Annotated in this window: 17 protein-coding genes; 14 read left to right on the top strand and 3 right to left on the bottom strand. The window is 53.9% G+C overall.

The annotated features are described in order from the left end of the window. Entirely contained in the window at positions 1–1,707 is a 1,707-nt protein-coding gene (locus ADJ24_RS19115; RefSeq protein WP_023308711.1) for a sensor histidine kinase, read from the bottom strand. A 119-nt stretch (positions 1,708–1,826) separates the two neighbouring features. On the opposite strand from ADJ24_RS19115, the gene ADJ24_RS25185 reads away from it, so the two are divergent. Beyond that, positions 1,827–2,075: a hypothetical protein gene (locus ADJ24_RS25185; RefSeq protein WP_123244536.1), complete on the top strand. Its 249-nt coding sequence runs from the start codon at positions 1,827–1,829 to the stop codon at positions 2,073–2,075. Positions 2,076–2,093: 18 nt separating this feature from the next. Continuing rightward, positions 2,094–3,332: an alanine transaminase gene (gene alaC, locus ADJ24_RS19110; RefSeq protein ID WP_023308710.1), complete on the top strand. Its 1,239-nt coding sequence runs from the start codon at positions 2,094–2,096 to the stop codon at positions 3,330–3,332. A 52-nt stretch (positions 3,333–3,384) separates the two neighbouring features. Here alaC and ypdK read toward each other — a convergent pair whose 3' ends face one another. Together ypdK and lpxP are read right to left on the bottom strand one after the other, a co-directional pair. Next, positions 3,385–3,456 carry a membrane protein YpdK gene (gene ypdK / locus ADJ24_RS25180; RefSeq protein WP_099458937.1) on the bottom strand — a complete coding sequence of 24 codons (72 nt, stop codon included), beginning with the start codon at positions 3,454–3,456 and terminating at the stop codon, positions 3,385–3,387. A 356-nt stretch (positions 3,457–3,812) separates the two neighbouring features. Next, positions 3,813–4,733, bottom strand: coding sequence for a kdo(2)-lipid IV(A) palmitoleoyltransferase (gene lpxP, locus ADJ24_RS19105; RefSeq protein WP_123244555.1), 921 nt, complete (start codon positions 4,731–4,733; stop codon positions 3,813–3,815). A gap of 12 nt (positions 4,734–4,745) precedes the next feature. Here lpxP and ADJ24_RS25380 point away from each other — a divergent pair, with 12 nt between their 5' ends. From ADJ24_RS25380 to ADJ24_RS19050, 12 genes are all read left to right on the top strand, one after another. Next, positions 4,746–4,883: a hypothetical protein gene (locus ADJ24_RS25380; protein WP_162184392.1), complete on the top strand. Its 138-nt coding sequence runs from the start codon at positions 4,746–4,748 to the stop codon at positions 4,881–4,883. A 633-nt stretch (positions 4,884–5,516) separates the two neighbouring features. Further along, positions 5,517–6,014 (top strand): type VI secretion system contractile sheath small subunit, encoded by a 498-nt coding sequence (gene tssB / locus ADJ24_RS19100; RefSeq protein WP_023308708.1) that lies wholly within the window; start codon positions 5,517–5,519, stop codon positions 6,012–6,014. 32 nt (positions 6,015–6,046) lie between these two features. Continuing rightward, positions 6,047–7,591 carry a type VI secretion system contractile sheath large subunit gene (tssC, locus tag ADJ24_RS19095; RefSeq protein WP_032667902.1) on the top strand — a complete coding sequence of 515 codons (1,545 nt, stop codon included), beginning with the start codon at positions 6,047–6,049 and terminating at the stop codon, positions 7,589–7,591. Between the two features lie 18 nt (positions 7,592–7,609). Next, on the top strand, positions 7,610–8,947 hold the full coding sequence (gene tssK / locus ADJ24_RS19090) for a type VI secretion system baseplate subunit TssK (protein ID WP_023308706.1): 1,338 nt from the start codon (positions 7,610–7,612) through the stop codon (positions 8,945–8,947). Beyond that, positions 8,944–9,597 carry a type VI secretion system protein TssL, short form gene (gene tssL, locus ADJ24_RS19085; RefSeq protein WP_023308705.1) on the top strand — a complete coding sequence of 218 codons (654 nt, stop codon included), beginning with the start codon at positions 8,944–8,946 and terminating at the stop codon, positions 9,595–9,597. Before tssK ends, tssL begins: the two co-directional genes overlap by 4 nt. A gap of 3 nt (positions 9,598–9,600) precedes the next feature. Beyond that, a complete protein-coding gene (locus tag ADJ24_RS19080) occupies positions 9,601–11,325 on the top strand; it encodes an OmpA family protein (RefSeq protein ID WP_023308704.1) in 1,725 nt (574 codons plus the stop codon). Between the two features lie 5 nt (positions 11,326–11,330). Next, complete coding sequence (gene hcp, locus ADJ24_RS19075) at positions 11,331–11,822, top strand: type VI secretion system effector Hcp (RefSeq protein ID WP_001007319.1); 492 nt, start codon at positions 11,331–11,333, stop codon at positions 11,820–11,822. Between the two features lie 169 nt (positions 11,823–11,991). After that, on the top strand, positions 11,992–14,640 hold the full coding sequence (tssH, locus tag ADJ24_RS19070) for a type VI secretion system ATPase TssH (protein ID WP_023308703.1): 2,649 nt from the start codon (positions 11,992–11,994) through the stop codon (positions 14,638–14,640). A gap of 14 nt (positions 14,641–14,654) precedes the next feature. Next, a complete protein-coding gene (locus ADJ24_RS19065; protein WP_023308702.1) occupies positions 14,655–15,227 on the top strand; it encodes a hypothetical protein in 573 nt (190 codons plus the stop codon). Then, positions 15,221–15,688 carry a putative T6SS immunity periplasmic lipoprotein gene (locus ADJ24_RS19060; protein ID WP_023308701.1) on the top strand — a complete coding sequence of 156 codons (468 nt, stop codon included), beginning with the start codon at positions 15,221–15,223 and terminating at the stop codon, positions 15,686–15,688. Before ADJ24_RS19065 ends, ADJ24_RS19060 begins: the two co-directional genes overlap by 7 nt. Before the next feature lie 17 nt (positions 15,689–15,705). Beyond that, positions 15,706–15,915, top strand: a complete 210-nt coding sequence (locus ADJ24_RS19055) for a hypothetical protein (protein ID WP_023308700.1) — start codon at positions 15,706–15,708, stop codon at positions 15,913–15,915. A gap of 77 nt (positions 15,916–15,992) precedes the next feature. Continuing rightward, positions 15,993–17,732, top strand: a 1,740-nt coding sequence (locus tag ADJ24_RS19050) for a type VI secretion system Vgr family protein (protein ID WP_048703387.1), incomplete at its 3' end; no start/stop codon positions are given.

Here is a 17,732-nt window from a genome sequence, read left to right as displayed (position 1 = left end):
TTACTCCACCTGGGGCAATAGTGATGTCGTCGTATGCGCGCGCGAGCGCTCATTCGGGACGTAAAAAGCAATTTCGGTGCCCGGCTCAAGACGCTGAATATGCAGCCCGTCGCCGTAAAGCAGCTTAACCCGGTGATGCACGTTCAGCAGACCGATTTTATTCCCCGGCATCTCGTTAGACTCCACGCGCTCAATGACTTTTGGATCAATCCCGTGGCCGGTATCGCGCACGGCAATCCGCACCCGGTTGCCGCTTTCGGTAACGCTGATGGTGACGACGCCTTTGCCTTTACAGGGCTGAATACCGTGAACAATTGCGTTTTCGACCAGCGGCTGGATAAGCAGGCTTGGGATCACGCAGTTGACCTCTTCATCAATATCGTAAATGACCGTGAGCTTGTCGCCAAAGCGGGCCTGCTCGATCGCGATGTAGTCCTTGATCTGATAAAGCTCTTTTTTGATGTCGATCTGCTCGTCATCTTTCAGTTCGATGTTGTAGCGCAGATAGCGCGACAGGTTAAAAATCAGCTGGCGCGCGGTGTCCGGATTTAGGCGAATGGACGAGGAGATAGCGTTCAGCGCGTTAAACAGGAAATGGGGATTGATTTTACTCTGCAGCGCGCGCAGTTCTGCCTTATTTGCCATCTCGCGCAGCTGTTCCGCCCGCGAAACCTCAAGCTGGGTGGAGATAATCTGCGACAGGCCGATGGCCATCTCCTGTAGCGTTGAGGTGATCTGATGCGCGTGGCAGTAATAAATTTTCAGCGTGCCCGTCACGACGCCTTTCTCCCACAGCGGGATGACCAGCATCGAGTGAATTTCCGGCGTTCGGTGGGCTTCATCATTGTTTTTAATAATGATTTTACCGTAGTTAATCGCCTGTCTGGTGGTCGGGCTTATGGTGTCATCGTTGTCGCGATAGTTGTGCTCCCCGACGCCAACGTAGGCCAGCACGTGATCAATATTGGTGATGGCGACGGCGTCAGCGTGGATGTCGTGGCGGATAATTTCGCAGACCTGACGCAACGATTCCGCGTTAACGTGGCGGAAGAGCGGCAGCGTTTTGTTGGCGATATCCAGCGCCAGCTTGGCCTGACGGGCGGCACTGGCCTCTTTTTCCCCTTCAACGCTTTGCACCAGCAGCACGATAAAACCGATGCACACGCTGCCCAGGATCATCGGAATACCGATTTTCGATACGATATCCAGCCCCAGCGCGGTGGTGGGAGCCCAGACGACGACAAGAATCATGGTCAGCGTTTCGCACACCATGCCTGCGACGATCCCGGCGCGCCAGCGCTGTTTTTTCGGTATTTTGCGGCTGATCCAGCCGGAAAGCACCCCGGCGATAATGCTGGTGATAAAGCACGGCACCGCCGTTACGCCACCGATATCAATCAGGTAGCGGTGCGTCCCGGCAATCAGGCCGGTGATGACGCCGACCCACGGACCAAACAAAATTCCGCCGGACATGACGGCGATAATGCGCACGTTTACCAGCGAACCCTCTACCGGCACGCCTGACCAGGTGCTGAACAGGGCGAACAGCGAAAAGATGGCGGTAACGGCCAGCAGCTCTTTTGGCGAGTGGGCCGATTTGTGCAACAGCTCGCGAAACAGGCGAATGCGAATCAGGAAGAACAGGCAAATCAGCATTAATGCCGCACGATCAAAAACCGCCAGCAGCATAGTGAATATTTCGTGCACGAGTAGACCTGGGAAAACGGGAAAGAACCATGATAAAAAACCTGGCGCGTATTGACCAGCTATCCGTCAGGTTTATCAAATGAGGAAAAACCATAATTTACAAAGGGGATTATCTGGCGATGACCGAGGCGTCCTGTTTTTTTCTGAACGGCGCATCATCAGGTAACTGGTTTGATATCATCCTGTTAAATAACAGCTATCAGACAGCCGATCCCGAAACAGGGGCTTCCGCTTTTAGGCGCAGCCGGGTTCCGGTTTTTAGTCGAGCGCTTTTTTTTCATTTCCCTCTCGACAGCATGATTTTTTTCAGGTTATTTTCTAAACATGCCACATTGGTGGCAGCGTCGCTCGGACGGTCCGGGCGCTAACGTTAATCTGAGGAATCTATGGCTGAATTCAGTCCTGAACGCCGTTTTACGCGTATCGATCGTCTCCCCCCTTATGTTTTCAATATCACTGCTGAACTGAAAATGGCTGCGCGTCGGCGTGGCGAAGATATTATCGATTTCAGCATGGGTAACCCAGATGGCCCAACGCCACCGCATATCGTTGAAAAGCTCTGCACGGTTGCCCAGCGCCCGGATACGCACGGCTACTCAACCTCTCGCGGTATTCCCAGGTTACGTCGCGCGATCTCGCGCTGGTATCAGGATCGCTATCAGGTTGATATCGATCCTGAAAGTGAAGCGATTGTCACCATCGGCTCGAAAGAGGGGTTGGCGCACCTGATGCTGGCCACGCTGGATCACGGCGATACGGTGCTGGTGCCGAATCCAAGCTACCCGATCCATATCTACGGCGCGGTGATTGCCGGGGCGCAGGTCCGTTCTGTGCCGCTGGTGGAAGGTGTCGATTTCTTTAACGAACTGGAACGTGCGATTCGCGAAAGCTATCCGAAACCCAAGATGATGATCCTCGGTTTCCCGTCGAACCCAACGGCGCAGTGCGTGGAACTCGATTTCTTCGAGAAAGTGGTAGCCCTGGCCAAGCGTTATGACGTGCTGGTGGTTCACGATTTAGCCTATGCGGATATCGTCTATGACGGCTGGAAAGCCCCGTCGATTATGCAGGTCCCGGGCGCGCGTGATGTGGCGGTAGAGTTCTTTACCCTGTCGAAAAGCTACAACATGGCGGGCTGGCGTATTGGCTTTATGGTGGGTAACAAAACGCTGGTGAGTGCCCTGGCGCGCATTAAGAGTTACCACGACTACGGTACCTTCACGCCGCTGCAGGTCGCCGCTATCGCTGCCCTGGAAGGCGACCAGCAGTGTGTCCACGAGATTGCCGCCCAGTATAAGCGCCGCCGCGACGTGCTGGTAAAAGGGTTGCATGAAGCGGGCTGGATGGTGGAAATGCCGAAGGCGTCTATGTACGTCTGGGCAAAAATTCCGGAGCCGTATGCGGCGATGGGATCGCTGGAGTTTGCCAAAAAACTGCTGCAGGATGCGAAGGTGTGTGTGTCGCCGGGCATTGGCTTTGGTGATTATGGCGACACCCATGTGCGATTTGCCCTGATTGAAAACAGCGACCGTATTCGTCAGGCGGTGAGGGGCATCAAGAGCATGTTCCGGGCCGACGGTCTTCTCACCTCAAAGAGCGTCGCTGAACACCCCGCGTCGTCATGACATAAAAAAACAGGAGCTGATGGCTCCTGTTTTTTTGACAGCATGTTCTTCACTAGATCATCAGGGCAAAGGTTCCGGCCCAGACTAAAACAATCACCGAAATGCCCATAAAGAAATATTTCACGTTTCATCGCTCCGCGTATCTTGTGGTACGCATTTAAAAACAGAGTCCACCTGATTATAGAGAACTGAAATCCGGTTAAAACGGAAATGAGAATTTTCCCGTTACGCCGTTAACTCCAGCTCAGAATTCTGTGCTTTCCTGTTGCCAGACGGCGCTAATGTACGCTTAAAAATGAGAGGTGACAAGAGGGATTTTTTTAAATAATTTCCGTCACTTACGTGTGTCGTGGAACGGCGACAGTTTGATTTCACTTCGCAATAAATTCACTTTGGGCGACGCATTGAAAGACAGTTACTCAGCGGGAAGACAGGTCATTGAAAAGGTTAGTTTCTTAGCGAAACTAACCTGATGAAGGGCTAAATATAGAGTGAGGCTTCGCCAAGAGGGCGGGTTTTGAAACGACGGTGCATCCACAGATACTGCTCGGGCGCACGCATGATTTCAGTTTCGATAACTTTATTGATAAACGCCGCGGCTTCGCACTCATTTTCCGGATAGTTAGCCATTTCAGGAGAGATGTGCAGACGATAGCCTGACTTATCTGCTTTTCTCACCATCGTCACGGTCAGCATGGAGGCGCCCGATAAACGAGAAATGACAAAGGTGCCGTTAGTCGTCGCAACATCTTTCACCGCAAAGAAGGGGGCAAAGCTGCTGCCTTTACGTCCATAATCCTGATCGGGCGCAAACCAGACGGCCTCACCTTTCTTCAGGGCACCGACCATGCCGCGCAGGTTATTACGGCTGATCATCGCCTTATTGGAACGCAAGCGGCCTCGCGTCTGCACCCACTCCATCAACGCACTGTTGTGCGGTCTGTAGGTCGCCATCATTGGCTGACAAAGCCCCATCACCCGGCCGCCCAGCTCCAGCGACATAAAGTGAACGCCGACGACCATCACGCCGCGTTTTTGCATCTGCGCGCGTTTAAGGTTATCCAGTCCTTCCACGTCAAACCATTTGCGGACACGCTCATCCGGCCAGAACCAGGCCATTCCGGTTTCAAGCAGCGCCATGCCGATAGACTTGAAGTTTTCCGCGATGAGTTTCTCGCGCTCTTCGGCATTGTACTGCGGAAAACAAAGCTCAATATTTTTACGCGCGATCGATTCGCGACGTTTCAGAAAAACGCGGGAAGCGCTGCCCAGTTTTGACCCCAGCAAGCGCAGGACAGGGTATGGAAGTTGAACCAGCAGCCAGAGCACGCCAAGACCAAACCATGTAAACCAGTAACGTGGGTGTAAAAACGCACGCTGAAATTTGGATTGAGACAAAATAGTAGAACCTATGTGAAGCCTGTAAAGGTAGCGCAGAGTTTGCGATACGACGTGCCGATAAGACCGTTCTTCAAGGTGATGGTTGCAGGCTTTACCGAACTTTACGGCGTTGCCTGGCCACTGCTGATTTGGGTGGGCGGCGTAATGTAGCACCGTTATACGATATGTGCTATTACTCGTTTTTGATTAAAAAAGCGGCGATTCTGGAGGTGTTTGATTTTACACTGTATAAGCTCAAGAAGTGAGAGCGATTTTCATGCCTGAGGGGAGAACTGAAGCCTTTGCGTAAGCAGGAGTGAGCCGACAAAAGAGCAGCAGTGTTTATTTTCGGACCTTAATATACGTTTTATTTTCCCTTCGAATAATAGATAAGAATTTTCTTTGTGAAAATTCTTATCTATTATTCATGCCATAAATCAATTCGTCGCTTGTATTTATTCATTAACCTCTGTCTTTTATCTGCTCGCAATAACCTGTCGCTGTTCATTCATCTTTTTTTGATATCATGCCGTGATGTAAATCAAAACAAAATGGTTTTATTAGCATCTCTCTGCTTGTGATCCTTTTTACGATACAAATATTCGCTTTGCATGAAGAAGGTAGTGTCTTTTACTAAGGCTAAAGGATAATTCGCAATAATGTCTTAGTGGAAAATTCTTAAGAAATTTCTCATTGCGGGTAAATGATCTGTATATTTGATTTTACGTCGATCATTATTCTAATATTGCGCATCAAGAACGATACCGTGAAGTTGGCGTAGCAAAAACACAGAGGGATGATGAAATGGCTGACAGTTTTCAAAATGAGGTGCCTAAGGCACGTATAAACCTGAAGCTTGACCTGCATACGGGCGGGGCAAGTAAGAAAATGGAATTACCGTTGAAATTACTGGTTGCGGGTGATTTCAGTAATGGTCAGGAGTCTGCTCAAATATCTGAGCGTGAGAAGGTTAACATCACGAAAAATAATTTCGACAGCGTTCTTTCTGAATATTCCCCAAAACTTAATCTAACCGTTAAAAATACGCTGTCCGAGGATGGTGGTGAGGACTCTATTCAGCTGACTTTTCAGAGCATGAAAGATTTCACGCCAGAGCAGGTGGCTGCTCAGATACCGCAGCTGAAAGCAATGCTGGCGATGCGCAACTTGCTGCGCGACCTGAAGGCTAACTTGTTGGATAACCAGACCTTCCGAAAGGAGCTGGAAAAAATCGTTCTGGACCAGTCGCTTAGCGCTGAGTTGCGAAATGAACTATCCGCGCTGGCATCAAGAAAATCGTAACCATCACGCTGTTTTAACGGATTTATCAAGGAATGCTCATGTCTGTACAAAATAATACTGCCGGGAGTGAAAGCGTGGTGCTGGAACGTCCTGCTGCGGGTGGGGTTTACGCCTCCCTGTTTGAGAAAATCAATCTGAGTCCTGTCTCCGAGTTGAGCGCGTTAGACCTCTGGCAAGATGCGCAGGCGATGTCAGATGCGACCGCTGATGAGCGTCTGACTGCAGGTATGCAGGTCTTTCTGGAATGTCTGACCAAAGCAGGCGCGAAGGTCGAAAAACTGGATAAAAGCCTGATCGATCATCACATCGCGGAGCTCGATTACCAGATCAGCCGCCAGCTGGACGCGGTTATGCACCACGATGAGTTTCAGGCGGTCGAAAGCCTGTGGCGTGGGGTGAAATCGCTGGTTGATAAAACAGATTTTCGCCAGAACGTGAAAATTGAGCTTCTGAGTATGTCCAAAGAAGATCTGCGCCAGGACTTTGAAGACAGCCCGGAAATCATCCAGAGTGGTCTGTATAAACACACCTACATTGATGAATATGATACTCCAGGCGGCGAGCCGATTGCGGCACTGATTTCCGCTTACGAGTTTGATGCTTCAGCGCAGGATGTCGCTCTGCTTCGCAACATCTCCAAAGTATCCGCTGCTGCACATATGCCGTTTATCGGCTCTGCAGGCCCGAAATTCTTCCTTAAGGAGTCAATGGAAGACGTCGCGGCGATTAAAGATATTGGTAACTATTTTGACCGCGCAGAGTACATCAAGTGGAAATCGTTCCGCGATACTGACGACGCCCGCTACATCGGCCTGGTCATGCCGCGCGTACTGGGACGTTTACCGTATGGCCCGGACACCGTTCCGGTTCGCAGCTTCAACTATGTCGAAGAAGTCAAAGGTCCGGATCACGACAAATACCTGTGGACTAATGCATCATTTGCCTTCGCGTCAAACATGGTACGCAGCTTTATCAATAATGGCTGGTGTGTACAAATCCGCGGCCCGCAGGCTGGTGGTGCGGTTCAGGACCTGCCTATTCATCTGTACGATCTCGGCACCGGCAATCAGGTAAAAATCCCGAGCGAAGTGATGATTCCCGAAACCCGCGAATTCGAATTCGCGAATCTGGGCTTCATTCCTTTGTCCTACTATAAAAATCGCGATTACGCGTGCTTCTTCTCAGCCAACTCCACTCAGAAACCGGCGCTGTATGACACCGCTGATGCGACGGCGAACAGCCGCATCAACGCCCGTCTTCCGTACATCTTCCTGCTGTCGCGTATCGCCCACTACCTGAAGCTGATTCAGCGCGAGAACATCGGTACCACGAAGGACCGCCGACTGCTTGAACTGGAGCTGAACACGTGGGTCCGCAGTCTGGTTACCGAAATGACCGATCCGGGCGACGAGTTGCAGGCTTCTCACCCGCTGCGCGACGCGAAAGTGGTAGTGGAAGACATCGAAGACAATCCGGGCTTCTTCCGCGTGAAGCTTTACGCCGTGCCGCATTTCCAGGTGGAAGGCATGGACGTCAATCTGTCGCTGGTTTCCCAAATGCCGAAAGCCAAATCGTAAGGCGAGAGGAAATCAGGGATGAAAATTTACCGCCCGCTTTGGGAGGATGGGGCCGCTCTGGCCCCGCAACAGTTCCAGCAGCAGGTTCGCTGGAATGAGCACGTTGCCGACATGGTCGCCCGGATGGGTATTTCACATCCCTGGGGCGTGGTTGTGGCTGAATTTGATGATGCTGCGCTGGCGCTCTCTCGCCTGAATGCCATCCGTCTGGTGGTACGCTTTCAGGATGGAACTCTTGTGGATACCGACCTGGCAGATACGCTTCCTCCGGTCTGTGACTTGTCTGTTGCAGCCGGCAGTGAATCTGTTGATGTGGTTGTCGCACTACCGCTGCTGAGTGCCAGTGGTGGCAACCTCGATAACGGCCAGGACAGTGAGCGTCCGCGTCGCTGGAAAGCGGAGCGTGTGGTAGTGCAGGAACTGGCCGGGTATGAAAGCGGGGAGTTGGCCATTCTGCGTCATGCGTTGACCCTGCGTTTGTCCAGCCAGGAAAATACGGCATACCTGACCTGTCCGGTAGCCCGTCTGGTGCGTAATGCTCAGGGGCAATGGAGCCGGGACCCTGCATTCATTCCGACGATGCTTTCCCTTTCTGCAAGCCCGCTTCTGACCACCGAACTGGGTGACCTGCTGATCCGTTTACAGGCCCGCCGCCGTCGCCTCATGGCCATGCGCCGTGAAAGCAATGAGAGGATGGCCGACTTTGCAGTCGCGGATGTCTCCCTGTTCTGGCTACTCAATGCTCTGAACAGCGCCGAGCCGGTGCTGACGGAACTGCTGCAGACACCGGATCGGCACCCGGAGTTGCTGTACCGCGAACTGACACGTCTGGCTGGCAGCCTGTTGACCTTCTCGCTTGAGCACGACGCCGGGGACATTCCTGCTTATCAGCATGATGCACCGGAACGGGTATTCCCACCACTGCTGACACTGCTCGATAAACTGCTGGAAGCGAGTCTGCCGTCGCGGGTGGTGAGTATCTACCTAGAGCATCAGGACCAGATCTGGAAAGGCGCCCTGCACGATGCTCGCCTGCGTGAAGGGGCTGATTTTTACCTTTCCGTACGTGCCTCCATGCCGAACCATGAACTTCAGACGAAATTCCCGCAGTTGTGTAAGGCGGGCAGCTTTGATGATGTTTCGGATGTGGTGAATGTGGCTCTCAGCGGGATGGTTATCAAACCTCTGACCCATGTTCCGGCGGCTATCCCGTTACGCCTTGAGAACCAGTACTTCTCTCTGGATCTGAGTACCGATGCGGCCCGGGCGATGCTGGAAGCGGGAAGCTGCACCTTCTACGCCCCGCGCTCATTGGGAGATGTGAAACTTGAACTCTTTGCGGTGCTGCGCACATGAATAAATCCGATCTCACCCAGTTAGAACGTATCTTCTACCCGGGCTGGCTGATGGCCAGCCAGCTACGGGGCGGTCAGGAAGTCCGTGATGGGGAAGGGCTATACCGGAGGGCCTGCCGTCTGGTGCAGGAGGTGAAAGCTGCACTCACGGAGGCAGGTTACAGCGACATCAGCCGTGACCATATGGTGTATACCCTGTGTGCACTGCTCGATGAGAGCGTGATGAATCGGGGAACCACCGATGATGGCTACCTGACCTGGCGCCGTGACCCGCTGCAGGCACACTTCTTTGGCACCCTCAATGCCGGTGAGGAACTGTGGGAAAGGATCCGAAGCCTGCTGAAAGAAACTGCCCCTGACGCCGCCGTCCTGACCTGTATGTACCGGACCCTGCAGCTGGGATTCGTGGGCCAGTATCGCGCTCAGGATGATGAGCGTCGGGAAGATATTGTTCGCGCTCTCGCAGAACGGGTGCCCACCTTCACGCTGGCACAAGACGCCCCCATCGTTGCCCGCGCATCGCGCCTGCGCAGCGGCCGTCGCTGGTACTGGCTGAGCTGGGTTGTGGCTGCTGCCGCCCTGGTTGCGCTCTGGTTCTTCCTTTCGTCTTCGCTTACCGAGCTGGTAAGCCAGATCGTCAGGCCGGAGTAAGCGATGCGAGATACGTACCGAAGTCTGTTAACTGCCCTGGGTACCGTACTGGCGCTGTGGCTCATTCTGGGATTCTGGCCCCTGTCCTCAGGTAGCCGTTTGGCAATCAGCCTGCTGGTTGTTCTGGTGTCCGGGGTGATGTTATTGCGTCAGCGTCGGGCTACTCAGGCACGGGCGGCCGCTGTCCGGGAAATTGTGGATGAAAACCTGCCGCCAGAAGATTTTCAGGGGGCGGTGATCCTCGTTTGTGGCGACAACACCCCGCTGTTTGTGTCTGGTTCCCGCCACCGGGAAACTCGGCAGGGATGGTATCTGCGGGTGAAAGATGCGGAACAGCTTCCCCTCTTTGCGCAGCACATGAGTTTGATGCGTCCAGCCCTGGTGTCGCAAATCTCCGTAATGCTGGCGGTGGTGCCTGAACAGCACACCTCCCGTGATGATTTTACCCAGTCTCTGCGGGGCTGGCAGCGGGCTGTCGTCCAGTGCCGCGCGGCATTTGGCACTTTGCCACCGCTGTGGACCGTGACCTGGGTATCGCCCCCTGTGGCCTGCGCAGAGGAAGAGCCTGTCTGGTTTACCACGGTAAGTCAGCGGGGCGGTATTCATGTGTATCAGCCCGGTCAGGGCAGTATGTCACTGACGGAATGGACCCGAGATACTGGGGCAGAAGGGCGTCTTTCTCGTCTGAGTCAGGGCCTGTGGCTGGACAGTCTGCTTGCCTGGCAGAACAGCGCGTTGAATGACCTGTTGTCGGTACGGCGGGGAGAGTTGCCTGTGATGAAGCCCTGCGTACAGGGTATGTGCATAGTTCCGGTGAGCGGTATCGAGGGCAATCTCTGGCAGCAGCACATCACTACCGTGACGGCGCTGCCACCAGATACCGTTGTGACCAACGAACCACTACTGTTGCCTGAACTGCTGCTGCCAGCGCTGCCGCGCCGACGGGGCGTTAGCCGCAGAATGGTGTTCTGGCGTTACGCCGGGTTTCTGGGCGGGATTTTCCTGGCACTTGCCATGCTGGCATCCTGGATGAACAACCAGCGTCTCATCCGTAATGTGGGCGATCACCTTGCGTTGTATCACCAGCTGCCGGGAAAGCCTGTGGCACCGAAACTGCGTGCGCAACAGCGACTGAGAGCAGATGGCGCATTGCTGGACGACTGGCAGCGCCGCGGGGAGCCACTGCGCTATCGCCTTGGGTTGTATCAGGGGCTGCGCCTGATTCCGCTCGTTGAAGCCGCCGTCAGTGACTGGGCGCCTCCACCACCGCCTCCGCCGGTCATTAAGAAAATCATTCAGGGTCCTAAAACCCTTCGCCTCGACAGTATGTCACTGTTCGATTCCGGCAAGTTCGTGCTGAAAGCGGGTTCCACCAAAATGCTGGTGAATTCACTGGTTGGCATCAAAGCGAAGCCCGGCTGGCTGATTGTCGTGTCCGGCCATACCGATAACACCGGTACTCCGCAACTGAACCAGACGCTGTCCCTGAAACGTGCCGAAGCGGTGCGCAACTGGATGCGTGACACCGGCGACGTGCCGGAAAGCTGTTTTGCGGTGCAGGGCTATGGCGAAAGCCGCCCTGTCGCAACCAACGACACCCCGGAAGGGCGTGCGCTTAACCGCCGTGTCGAAATCAGTCTGGTACCGCAGGCCAGTGCCTGTCAGATACCGGGCCACACCCAGACGTCATCGCAGGATGATGACGTATCACAATCAAATGGAGAGTAACTCTCATGGCAATTCCTGTTTATCTTTGGCTGAAAGACGACGGCGGCGCGGACATCAAGGGTTCTGTTGACGTTCAGGATCGTGAAGGCAGCATTGAGGTTGTTGCGCAGGAGCATAACCTGTACATCCCGACCGACAACAACACCGGCAAGCTGACCGGTACACGTATCCACACCCCGTTCCTGTTCACCAAGGAAATCGACTCGTCCAGCCCGTACCTGTACAAGGCGGTGACCACCGGTCAGACCCTCAAGTCTGCGGAATTCAAGTGGTACAAAATCAACGACGCGGGCCAGGAAGTGGAGTACTTCAACACCAAACTGGAAAACGTGAAAGTGGTGAAAGTGAATCCGGTGATGCACGACATCAAGGATCCTTCTTTCGAGAAGCACAACCACCTTGAGCAGATCGAACTGCGTTACGAAAAAATCACCTGGACCTACAAAGACGGCAACATCATTCATTCCGATTCCTGGAACGAACGCGCCACCGCGTAAGTCACGAGCGGGCAGAGTTTCTCTGTCCGCTTTTTTTGTTTTGCTGAACGTCTGCCTGTACGGGCGTTGACCAAAAAACATCACATTTCGGAAATCAGACCTTATGGGCCTCGGTAACGGCCAGGGGCGGTAGCGTGCCTGAACGGTCCTCAACAGTGAGCAAGCAAACATGGAAAACCCGGCAATCCTTCTTCGACGTCTGAACCCTTACTGCGCCCGCGCGATGGAAGGGGCGGCCTCTCTGTGTCAGACACGCGCCCATGCGGAAATTCTGCCGGAGCACTGGCTGCTGAAACTGCTGGAGCAGGGGGAAGGTGACCTGACGGTGCTGGCGCGCCGCTACGAATGGGACATGGATGCTATCTGGCAGGATTTGCTGGGCTGGCTGGATAAACAGCCGCGCTCGGTACGCCACCGCCCACAGCTGTCTGACGCCATTCAGATCCTGATGCAGGAAGCCTGGCTGATTGCCTCGCTAAACGGTGAAGAACACATCCGGAGCCAGCACCTGTTGATGGCCCTGGTGGAAAAACAGAACCTGGTGCGCTGCAATGGTCTGTGGCCGCTGCTGACGCTTGGTCAGAACCAGCTGGAGTGCCTGCGTCCGCTGCTGGACGCACAGTCCGACGAACGCCCGGACGTGCAGCAGGAAGCAGATCTGGCCCAGAGCCACGGTGGTGAGGTGGAGTTTGTCGGGCGCCCGGCTGGTATGGAAATGGAAGAGGGGGAGCTGAGCCCTGCGCTGCAGAACGCGCTGGATAAATTTACCCTCGATGTCACCGCCAAAGCCAGAGAGGGCAAAATCGACCCGGTGTTTGGTCGCGACACGGAAATTCGCCAGATGGTGGACATTCTCTCCCGTCGTCGCAAGAACAACCCGATCCTGGTCGGTGAGCCGGGTGTCGGTAAAACGGCCCTGGTCGAAGGCCTGGCACTGCGTATTGCCGAAGGCAACGTCCCCGAATCTCTCAAACCGGTCATCCTGCGCACCCTCGACCTTGGTCTGCTGCAGGCGGGCGCCGGTGTGAAAGGCGAATTTGAACAGCGTCTGAAAAACGTCATCGACGCGGTACAGCAGTCACCGATCCCGATTTTGCTGTTTATCGACGAAGCGCACACCATCATCGGCGCGGGCAACCAGGCGGGGGGCCCGGATGCGGCCAACCTGCTGAAACCGGCACTGGCCCGCGGCGAACTGCGCACTATCGCTGCAACCACCTGGAGCGAGTACAAACAGTACTTCGAGCGCGATGCCGCTCTGGAGCGCCGCTTTCAGATGGTGAAGGTGGATGAGCCGGACGACGACACCGCCTGCCTGATGCTGCGCGGCCTGAAATCCCGATACGCCGAACACCACAACGTGCATATCACCGACGATGCGGTCCGTGCCGCTGTCACGCTTTCTCGCCGTTATTTAACAGGACGCCAGCTGCCGGACAAAGCGGTTGATTTGCTCGACACCGCCGCTGCCCGCGTGCGCATGAGCCTCGATACCGTGCCTGAACAAATTGTGCGTCTGAAAGCACAGCTGACCGCACTGGAACTTGAAGAGCAGGCGCTGCTGGAAGACATTGCTGCGGGTTGCACCGGACACGGCGATCGTCTGAGCGTCATTGAACAGCAGCGCAATACACTGGAAGCTACCCTGCAGCAGCAGGAAAGCCGTTTCAGCGCTGAAAAAGAGATTGCACAGCAACTGATGGCCAGCCGCCAGGATATCAGCCAGCAGGCTGAGATTTCCGACCTGCAGCAGCAGCTCGAACAGGCACAGCAGGGCGACGTGCTGGTTCAGGTGGATGTCGACACCCGCACGGTTGCCAACGTGATTGCCGACTGGACCGGCGTACCGCTCTCTTCCCTGATGAAAGACGAACAGACCGAACTGCTGACGCTGGAAAATGAAATCGGCAAACGCGTGGTCGGGCAGGATGTGGCACTCGTTGCCATCGCTCAGCGCCTGCGTGCCGCGAAGACCGGACTGACATCAGAGAACGGCCCACAGGGCGTGTTCCTGCTGGTTGGCCCGAGTGGCGTCGGTAAGACCGAAACTGCACTGGCGCTGGCGGACGTGCTGTACGGCGGTGAGAAATCCCTCATCACCATCAACCTGTCCGAATACCAGGAGCCGCACACGGTGTCGCAGCTGAAAGGCTCGCCTCCGGGTTACGTGGGTTACGGTCAGGGTGGCATTCTCACCGAAGCGGTACGCAAGCGTCCGTACAGCGTGGTGCTGCTGGATGAGGTGGAAAAAGCCCACCGCGACGTCATGAATCTGTTTTATCAGGTCTTTGACCGCGGCTTTATGCGCGACGGCGAAGGGCGTGAAATCGACTTCCGCAACACCGTCATCCTGATGACCTCCAACCTCGGCAGCGATCACCTGATGCAGTTGCTGGACGAACAGCCGGAGGCCAGCGAAGCCGACCTGCACGAGCTGCTGCGCCCGATACTGCGCGACCACTTCCAGCCCGCGCTGCTGGCCCGTTTCCAGACTGTGATTTACCGTCCATTAGCCGAAGCGGCGATGCGCACCATCGTGGAAATGAAGCTTGAACAAATGAGCAAACGCCTGAGCCGCCACTACGGCCTGACCACGCAGATAGATGAGAGCCTGTATGACGCTCTCACTTCTGCCTGCCTGCTGCCGGATACTGGTGCGCGTAACGTTGACAGCCTGCTCAATCAGCAGATTCTGCCGGTGCTGAGTCAGCAGCTGCTGACCCACATGGCTGCGAAACAGAAACCACACTCCCTGACGCTCGGCTGGAGCGATGAGGAAGGGATTGGGCTTGAATTTTCAGACGCGGCTGAACGCTAATCCGGAGGCAGGGAATGACCATTCATGATGCCGGGAAGAAGAAAAAGAAGGACGACAAGAAGCAGGACGATGATTCCGTCAGAAAACTGACTACCGGGGAAATCGCCTTAGCCAGAACGGTATTCGGCAACCGGATCGATTACGAGAAGGTGAAAATTCATCATGGCAGTTATCTGCCGTTTAATGCACAGGATGCCAATACGGCAATGACGCCAAATGGTGAAATATATTTCATTAATCAGTACCGGGATGATTTTTCACAGTCGACGTATTCGCTTCAACATATGTTTATTCACGAAATGAGTCATGTCTGGCAGCGTGAAAAAGGAATGAATGTTATTGGAAGAGGGCTTGTGAGCTGGCTTGTCAGCTATCGCTATACGCTTGATGGCCGCCTGGTGAGTGACTATCCGATGGAGCAGCAGGCACAGATTATTGCCGATAATTTTGTTTTACAGACATTTGGCTATGAAATCTGGTGGCACCTTGAAAATAAAAAATATCCCGATATTACGCTTGATGGTGACACGTCTGAGGCAGTAATACGCGAAGGGTATAAAAATTCTCTGAGAGGTTTTCCATGGTAAGCGTGAGCCATTTTCGAAAAATTATCTTTATCGTTTCATTAGGCATGTCTTCGGTAGTCCTGACAGGGTGCCCGGGGCCTGGCGACAGAATGAGCCTGGATGAAACTGCGCAGGTGAGCAGGCAGGGTAATGACGTCTGTATGAGTATTAATGATGCGCGAGATTATCAGCCTGCAGACATGGGGATCAATCTTCGGGGAACGCTGCCTAAAGAGAAAAAATTCAACTTCTCGCCAGGACTTAAGATTGTTGATGGTGCATTGTGCATTCCTCCGTCTTACCACTGTTTCATGGATGGTAATAAATATATTGTTGAATTCGTGCTTCATTCAGAAAGTAACAAAGATGAACCCCGGAATTTTGTTGTCGGAATAGGTGTTAATAAAACCCAGGTATATAACTTTCCTTTGACCTATCGCGAAATATCAAGGCCTTATGGTTCAATTGAAATTTCTGAATAGTATCCCGGAATAACGTCATGAAGGTTTTTATCTTTTTAACTTTAATGATTGTGGAAATTCTGTTTCTTCCGGATACGTATTTTTACACATTTGTTAAGCGCTTTATTTCCATCAGCGGTGACGGTGAATACGGCATGAACAATTTTGAAATGACCGTATTGCTGGTTAAAACCCTTGCCTGCGCCCTTGGGGCAGGAGCTGCAATCACTCTTTTTCGTACTCGCTGAGTACCCCTGATTAAACCTGTTACTTGCCCGTCGGCAAGAAAGTCATGGACTGCAGGTTATCCCATGGAGTCAATATCATGAGTCTGACAGATACGCTGAAGAATACCCTGTCTGCGCTAACTGAAGGCGGGCTGAACCGCTACCGCCTGGATATTCCGTCCTGCACAGCTTCACTGGACGTGGAAGAGTTTAACGGTAAGGAGTTCATGAGTGAGCTCTACTACTACGAAGTTATCTTTACCAGCAGCGATCAGAATATCAGTTCGGCGCAACTGTTGACCAAACCTGCCACGCTGACAATGGGAACCGGGCCTCTGATGGGGTTGACCGGGCAGAAAGTGGTGCATGGTGTGGTGACGCATTTTAAGCGTATCAGTGGCTCACGTGACCAGGCGACGTACCAGATTATTATTGAGCCGTTCCTGTCTTTGCTGCGCAAGCAATTCCGTACCCACCGTTTTTTCGTCAATAAGTCGGTACCGGAAGTCGTCACTGAAGTATTGCAGGAGCATGGCCTGAAAGGCTGGGAATATGATTTCACCCTCAAAGCCGACTATCCGAAGCGTGAACAGATTAACCAGTATAAGGAAAATGATCTCGCCTTCATTGAGCGTCTGCTGGCCGAAGTAGGGATTTTCTACTTCTTCACTCTGCAGCCCGACACCCAGACTGAAGTGGTACATTTCGCTGACAAGCAGAGCGCCTGGACGTTCGGAAAGTCTCTGCCACTCAGTAGCCCATCGGGAATGAGTGACAACTCAGCGGACTCGGTATGGGGGGTTAACGTTCGACAGAACGTGGTTGAACGTAATGTCACCGCCAGTGATTACAATCACCGCGAAGCTCAAAATATCCTGGCCTCTGTACCGGCTGACATGACCCGTGGCGACGGTGACGGTGTTACCTACGGTGAGGTTTATCACTACCTGCCGCGCCATTTTGAACGTGGTGACAATATCACACCTTCAGCGGAAACAGGCAACTTCTGGGCACGTCTTGAACACGAGCGTTTCCTGTCAGGGCAGACGACTATCAGCGGCTGCAGTAATGATGCCCTGCTTTCTCCGGCCCAGGTGCTGACAATCAGTGAACGTGTAGTGCCGCCGACACTGCCATCAGAAACGGACAACGGCATTATCGTTACCCGCACGGGCTATATAGCGAGTCGCAAAGATGCCTTGATCGTAATGTGGGAGGGGATGCCGTACTACGAGAACCGCTGCTGGCGTCCTTCCGCCAAAAAGCGCCCGGTGGTCAGCGGTACGCTGATGGCGCGTGTGACCAGTGCCAAAGATAACGACATTTACGCCTGGCAGGATGCATCCGGCATGTACCGGGTGAAGTTTGATGCCGACCGTGATGACAAAAAACAGGGCATGGAAAGCATGCCGGTGCGCTTCGCCAAACCTTACGGCGGTGATAAATACGGCTTTCACTTCCCGTTGATCCAGGGCACTGAAGTTGCCATTGCGTTTCATGAGGGCGACCCGGACCGTCCGTATATTGCCCATGCGATGCATGATTCCCGCCACGTTGACCACGTCACTGAAGCAAACAGCACGCGCAACGTTATCCGCACAGCGGGCCTGAACAAGCTGCGGATGGAGGACAAGCGCGGCGAAGAGCACGTTAAGCTCAGTACAGAGTACGGTGGTAAGACCCAACTTAACTTAGGTCACAACGTCAATGCATCCAGAACTCTTCGTGGCGAGGGAGCGGAGCTGCGCACTAACGACTGGGTCAGTGTTCGTGGTGGTAAGGGCATTCTGCTTACTGCAGATGCTCAGCCTGACGTCGGCAGTAAAATGCTGGAAATG

The sequence above is a fragment of the Enterobacter sp. 940_PEND genome (genome assembly GCF_001059415.1).
In the GTDB taxonomy this organism is placed as follows: Bacteria; Pseudomonadota; Gammaproteobacteria; order Enterobacterales; family Enterobacteriaceae; genus Enterobacter; species Enterobacter cloacae_M.
Note: the sequence above shows the minus strand (reverse complement) of the source record. Positions and strands in the feature narration are given on the sequence as shown.

Coding starts and splice junctions, on each gene's coding strand:
- alaC (WP_023308710.1), top strand. CDS start 2,094: ATGGCTGAATTCAGTCCTGAACGCCGTTTTACGCGTATCGATCGTCTC.
- ADJ24_RS19055 (WP_023308700.1), top strand. CDS start 15,706: ATGAAGGTTTTTATCTTTTTAACTTTAATGATTGTGGAAATTCTGTTT.
- tssB (WP_023308708.1), top strand. CDS start 5,517: ATGGCTGACAGTTTTCAAAATGAGGTGCCTAAGGCACGTATAAACCTG.
- tssH (WP_023308703.1), top strand. CDS start 11,992: ATGGAAAACCCGGCAATCCTTCTTCGACGTCTGAACCCTTACTGCGCC.
- ADJ24_RS19065 (WP_023308702.1), top strand. CDS start 14,655: ATGACCATTCATGATGCCGGGAAGAAGAAAAAGAAGGACGACAAGAAG.
- ADJ24_RS19060 (WP_023308701.1), top strand. CDS start 15,221: ATGGTAAGCGTGAGCCATTTTCGAAAAATTATCTTTATCGTTTCATTA.
- ADJ24_RS25185 (WP_123244536.1), top strand. CDS start 1,827: ATGACCGAGGCGTCCTGTTTTTTTCTGAACGGCGCATCATCAGGTAAC.
- tssK (WP_023308706.1), top strand. CDS start 7,610: ATGAAAATTTACCGCCCGCTTTGGGAGGATGGGGCCGCTCTGGCCCCG.
- tssL (WP_023308705.1), top strand. CDS start 8,944: ATGAATAAATCCGATCTCACCCAGTTAGAACGTATCTTCTACCCGGGC.
- hcp (WP_001007319.1), top strand. CDS start 11,331: ATGGCAATTCCTGTTTATCTTTGGCTGAAAGACGACGGCGGCGCGGAC.
- ADJ24_RS19080 (WP_023308704.1), top strand. CDS start 9,601: ATGCGAGATACGTACCGAAGTCTGTTAACTGCCCTGGGTACCGTACTG.
- tssC (WP_032667902.1), top strand. CDS start 6,047: ATGCTCATGTCTGTACAAAATAATACTGCCGGGAGTGAAAGCGTGGTG.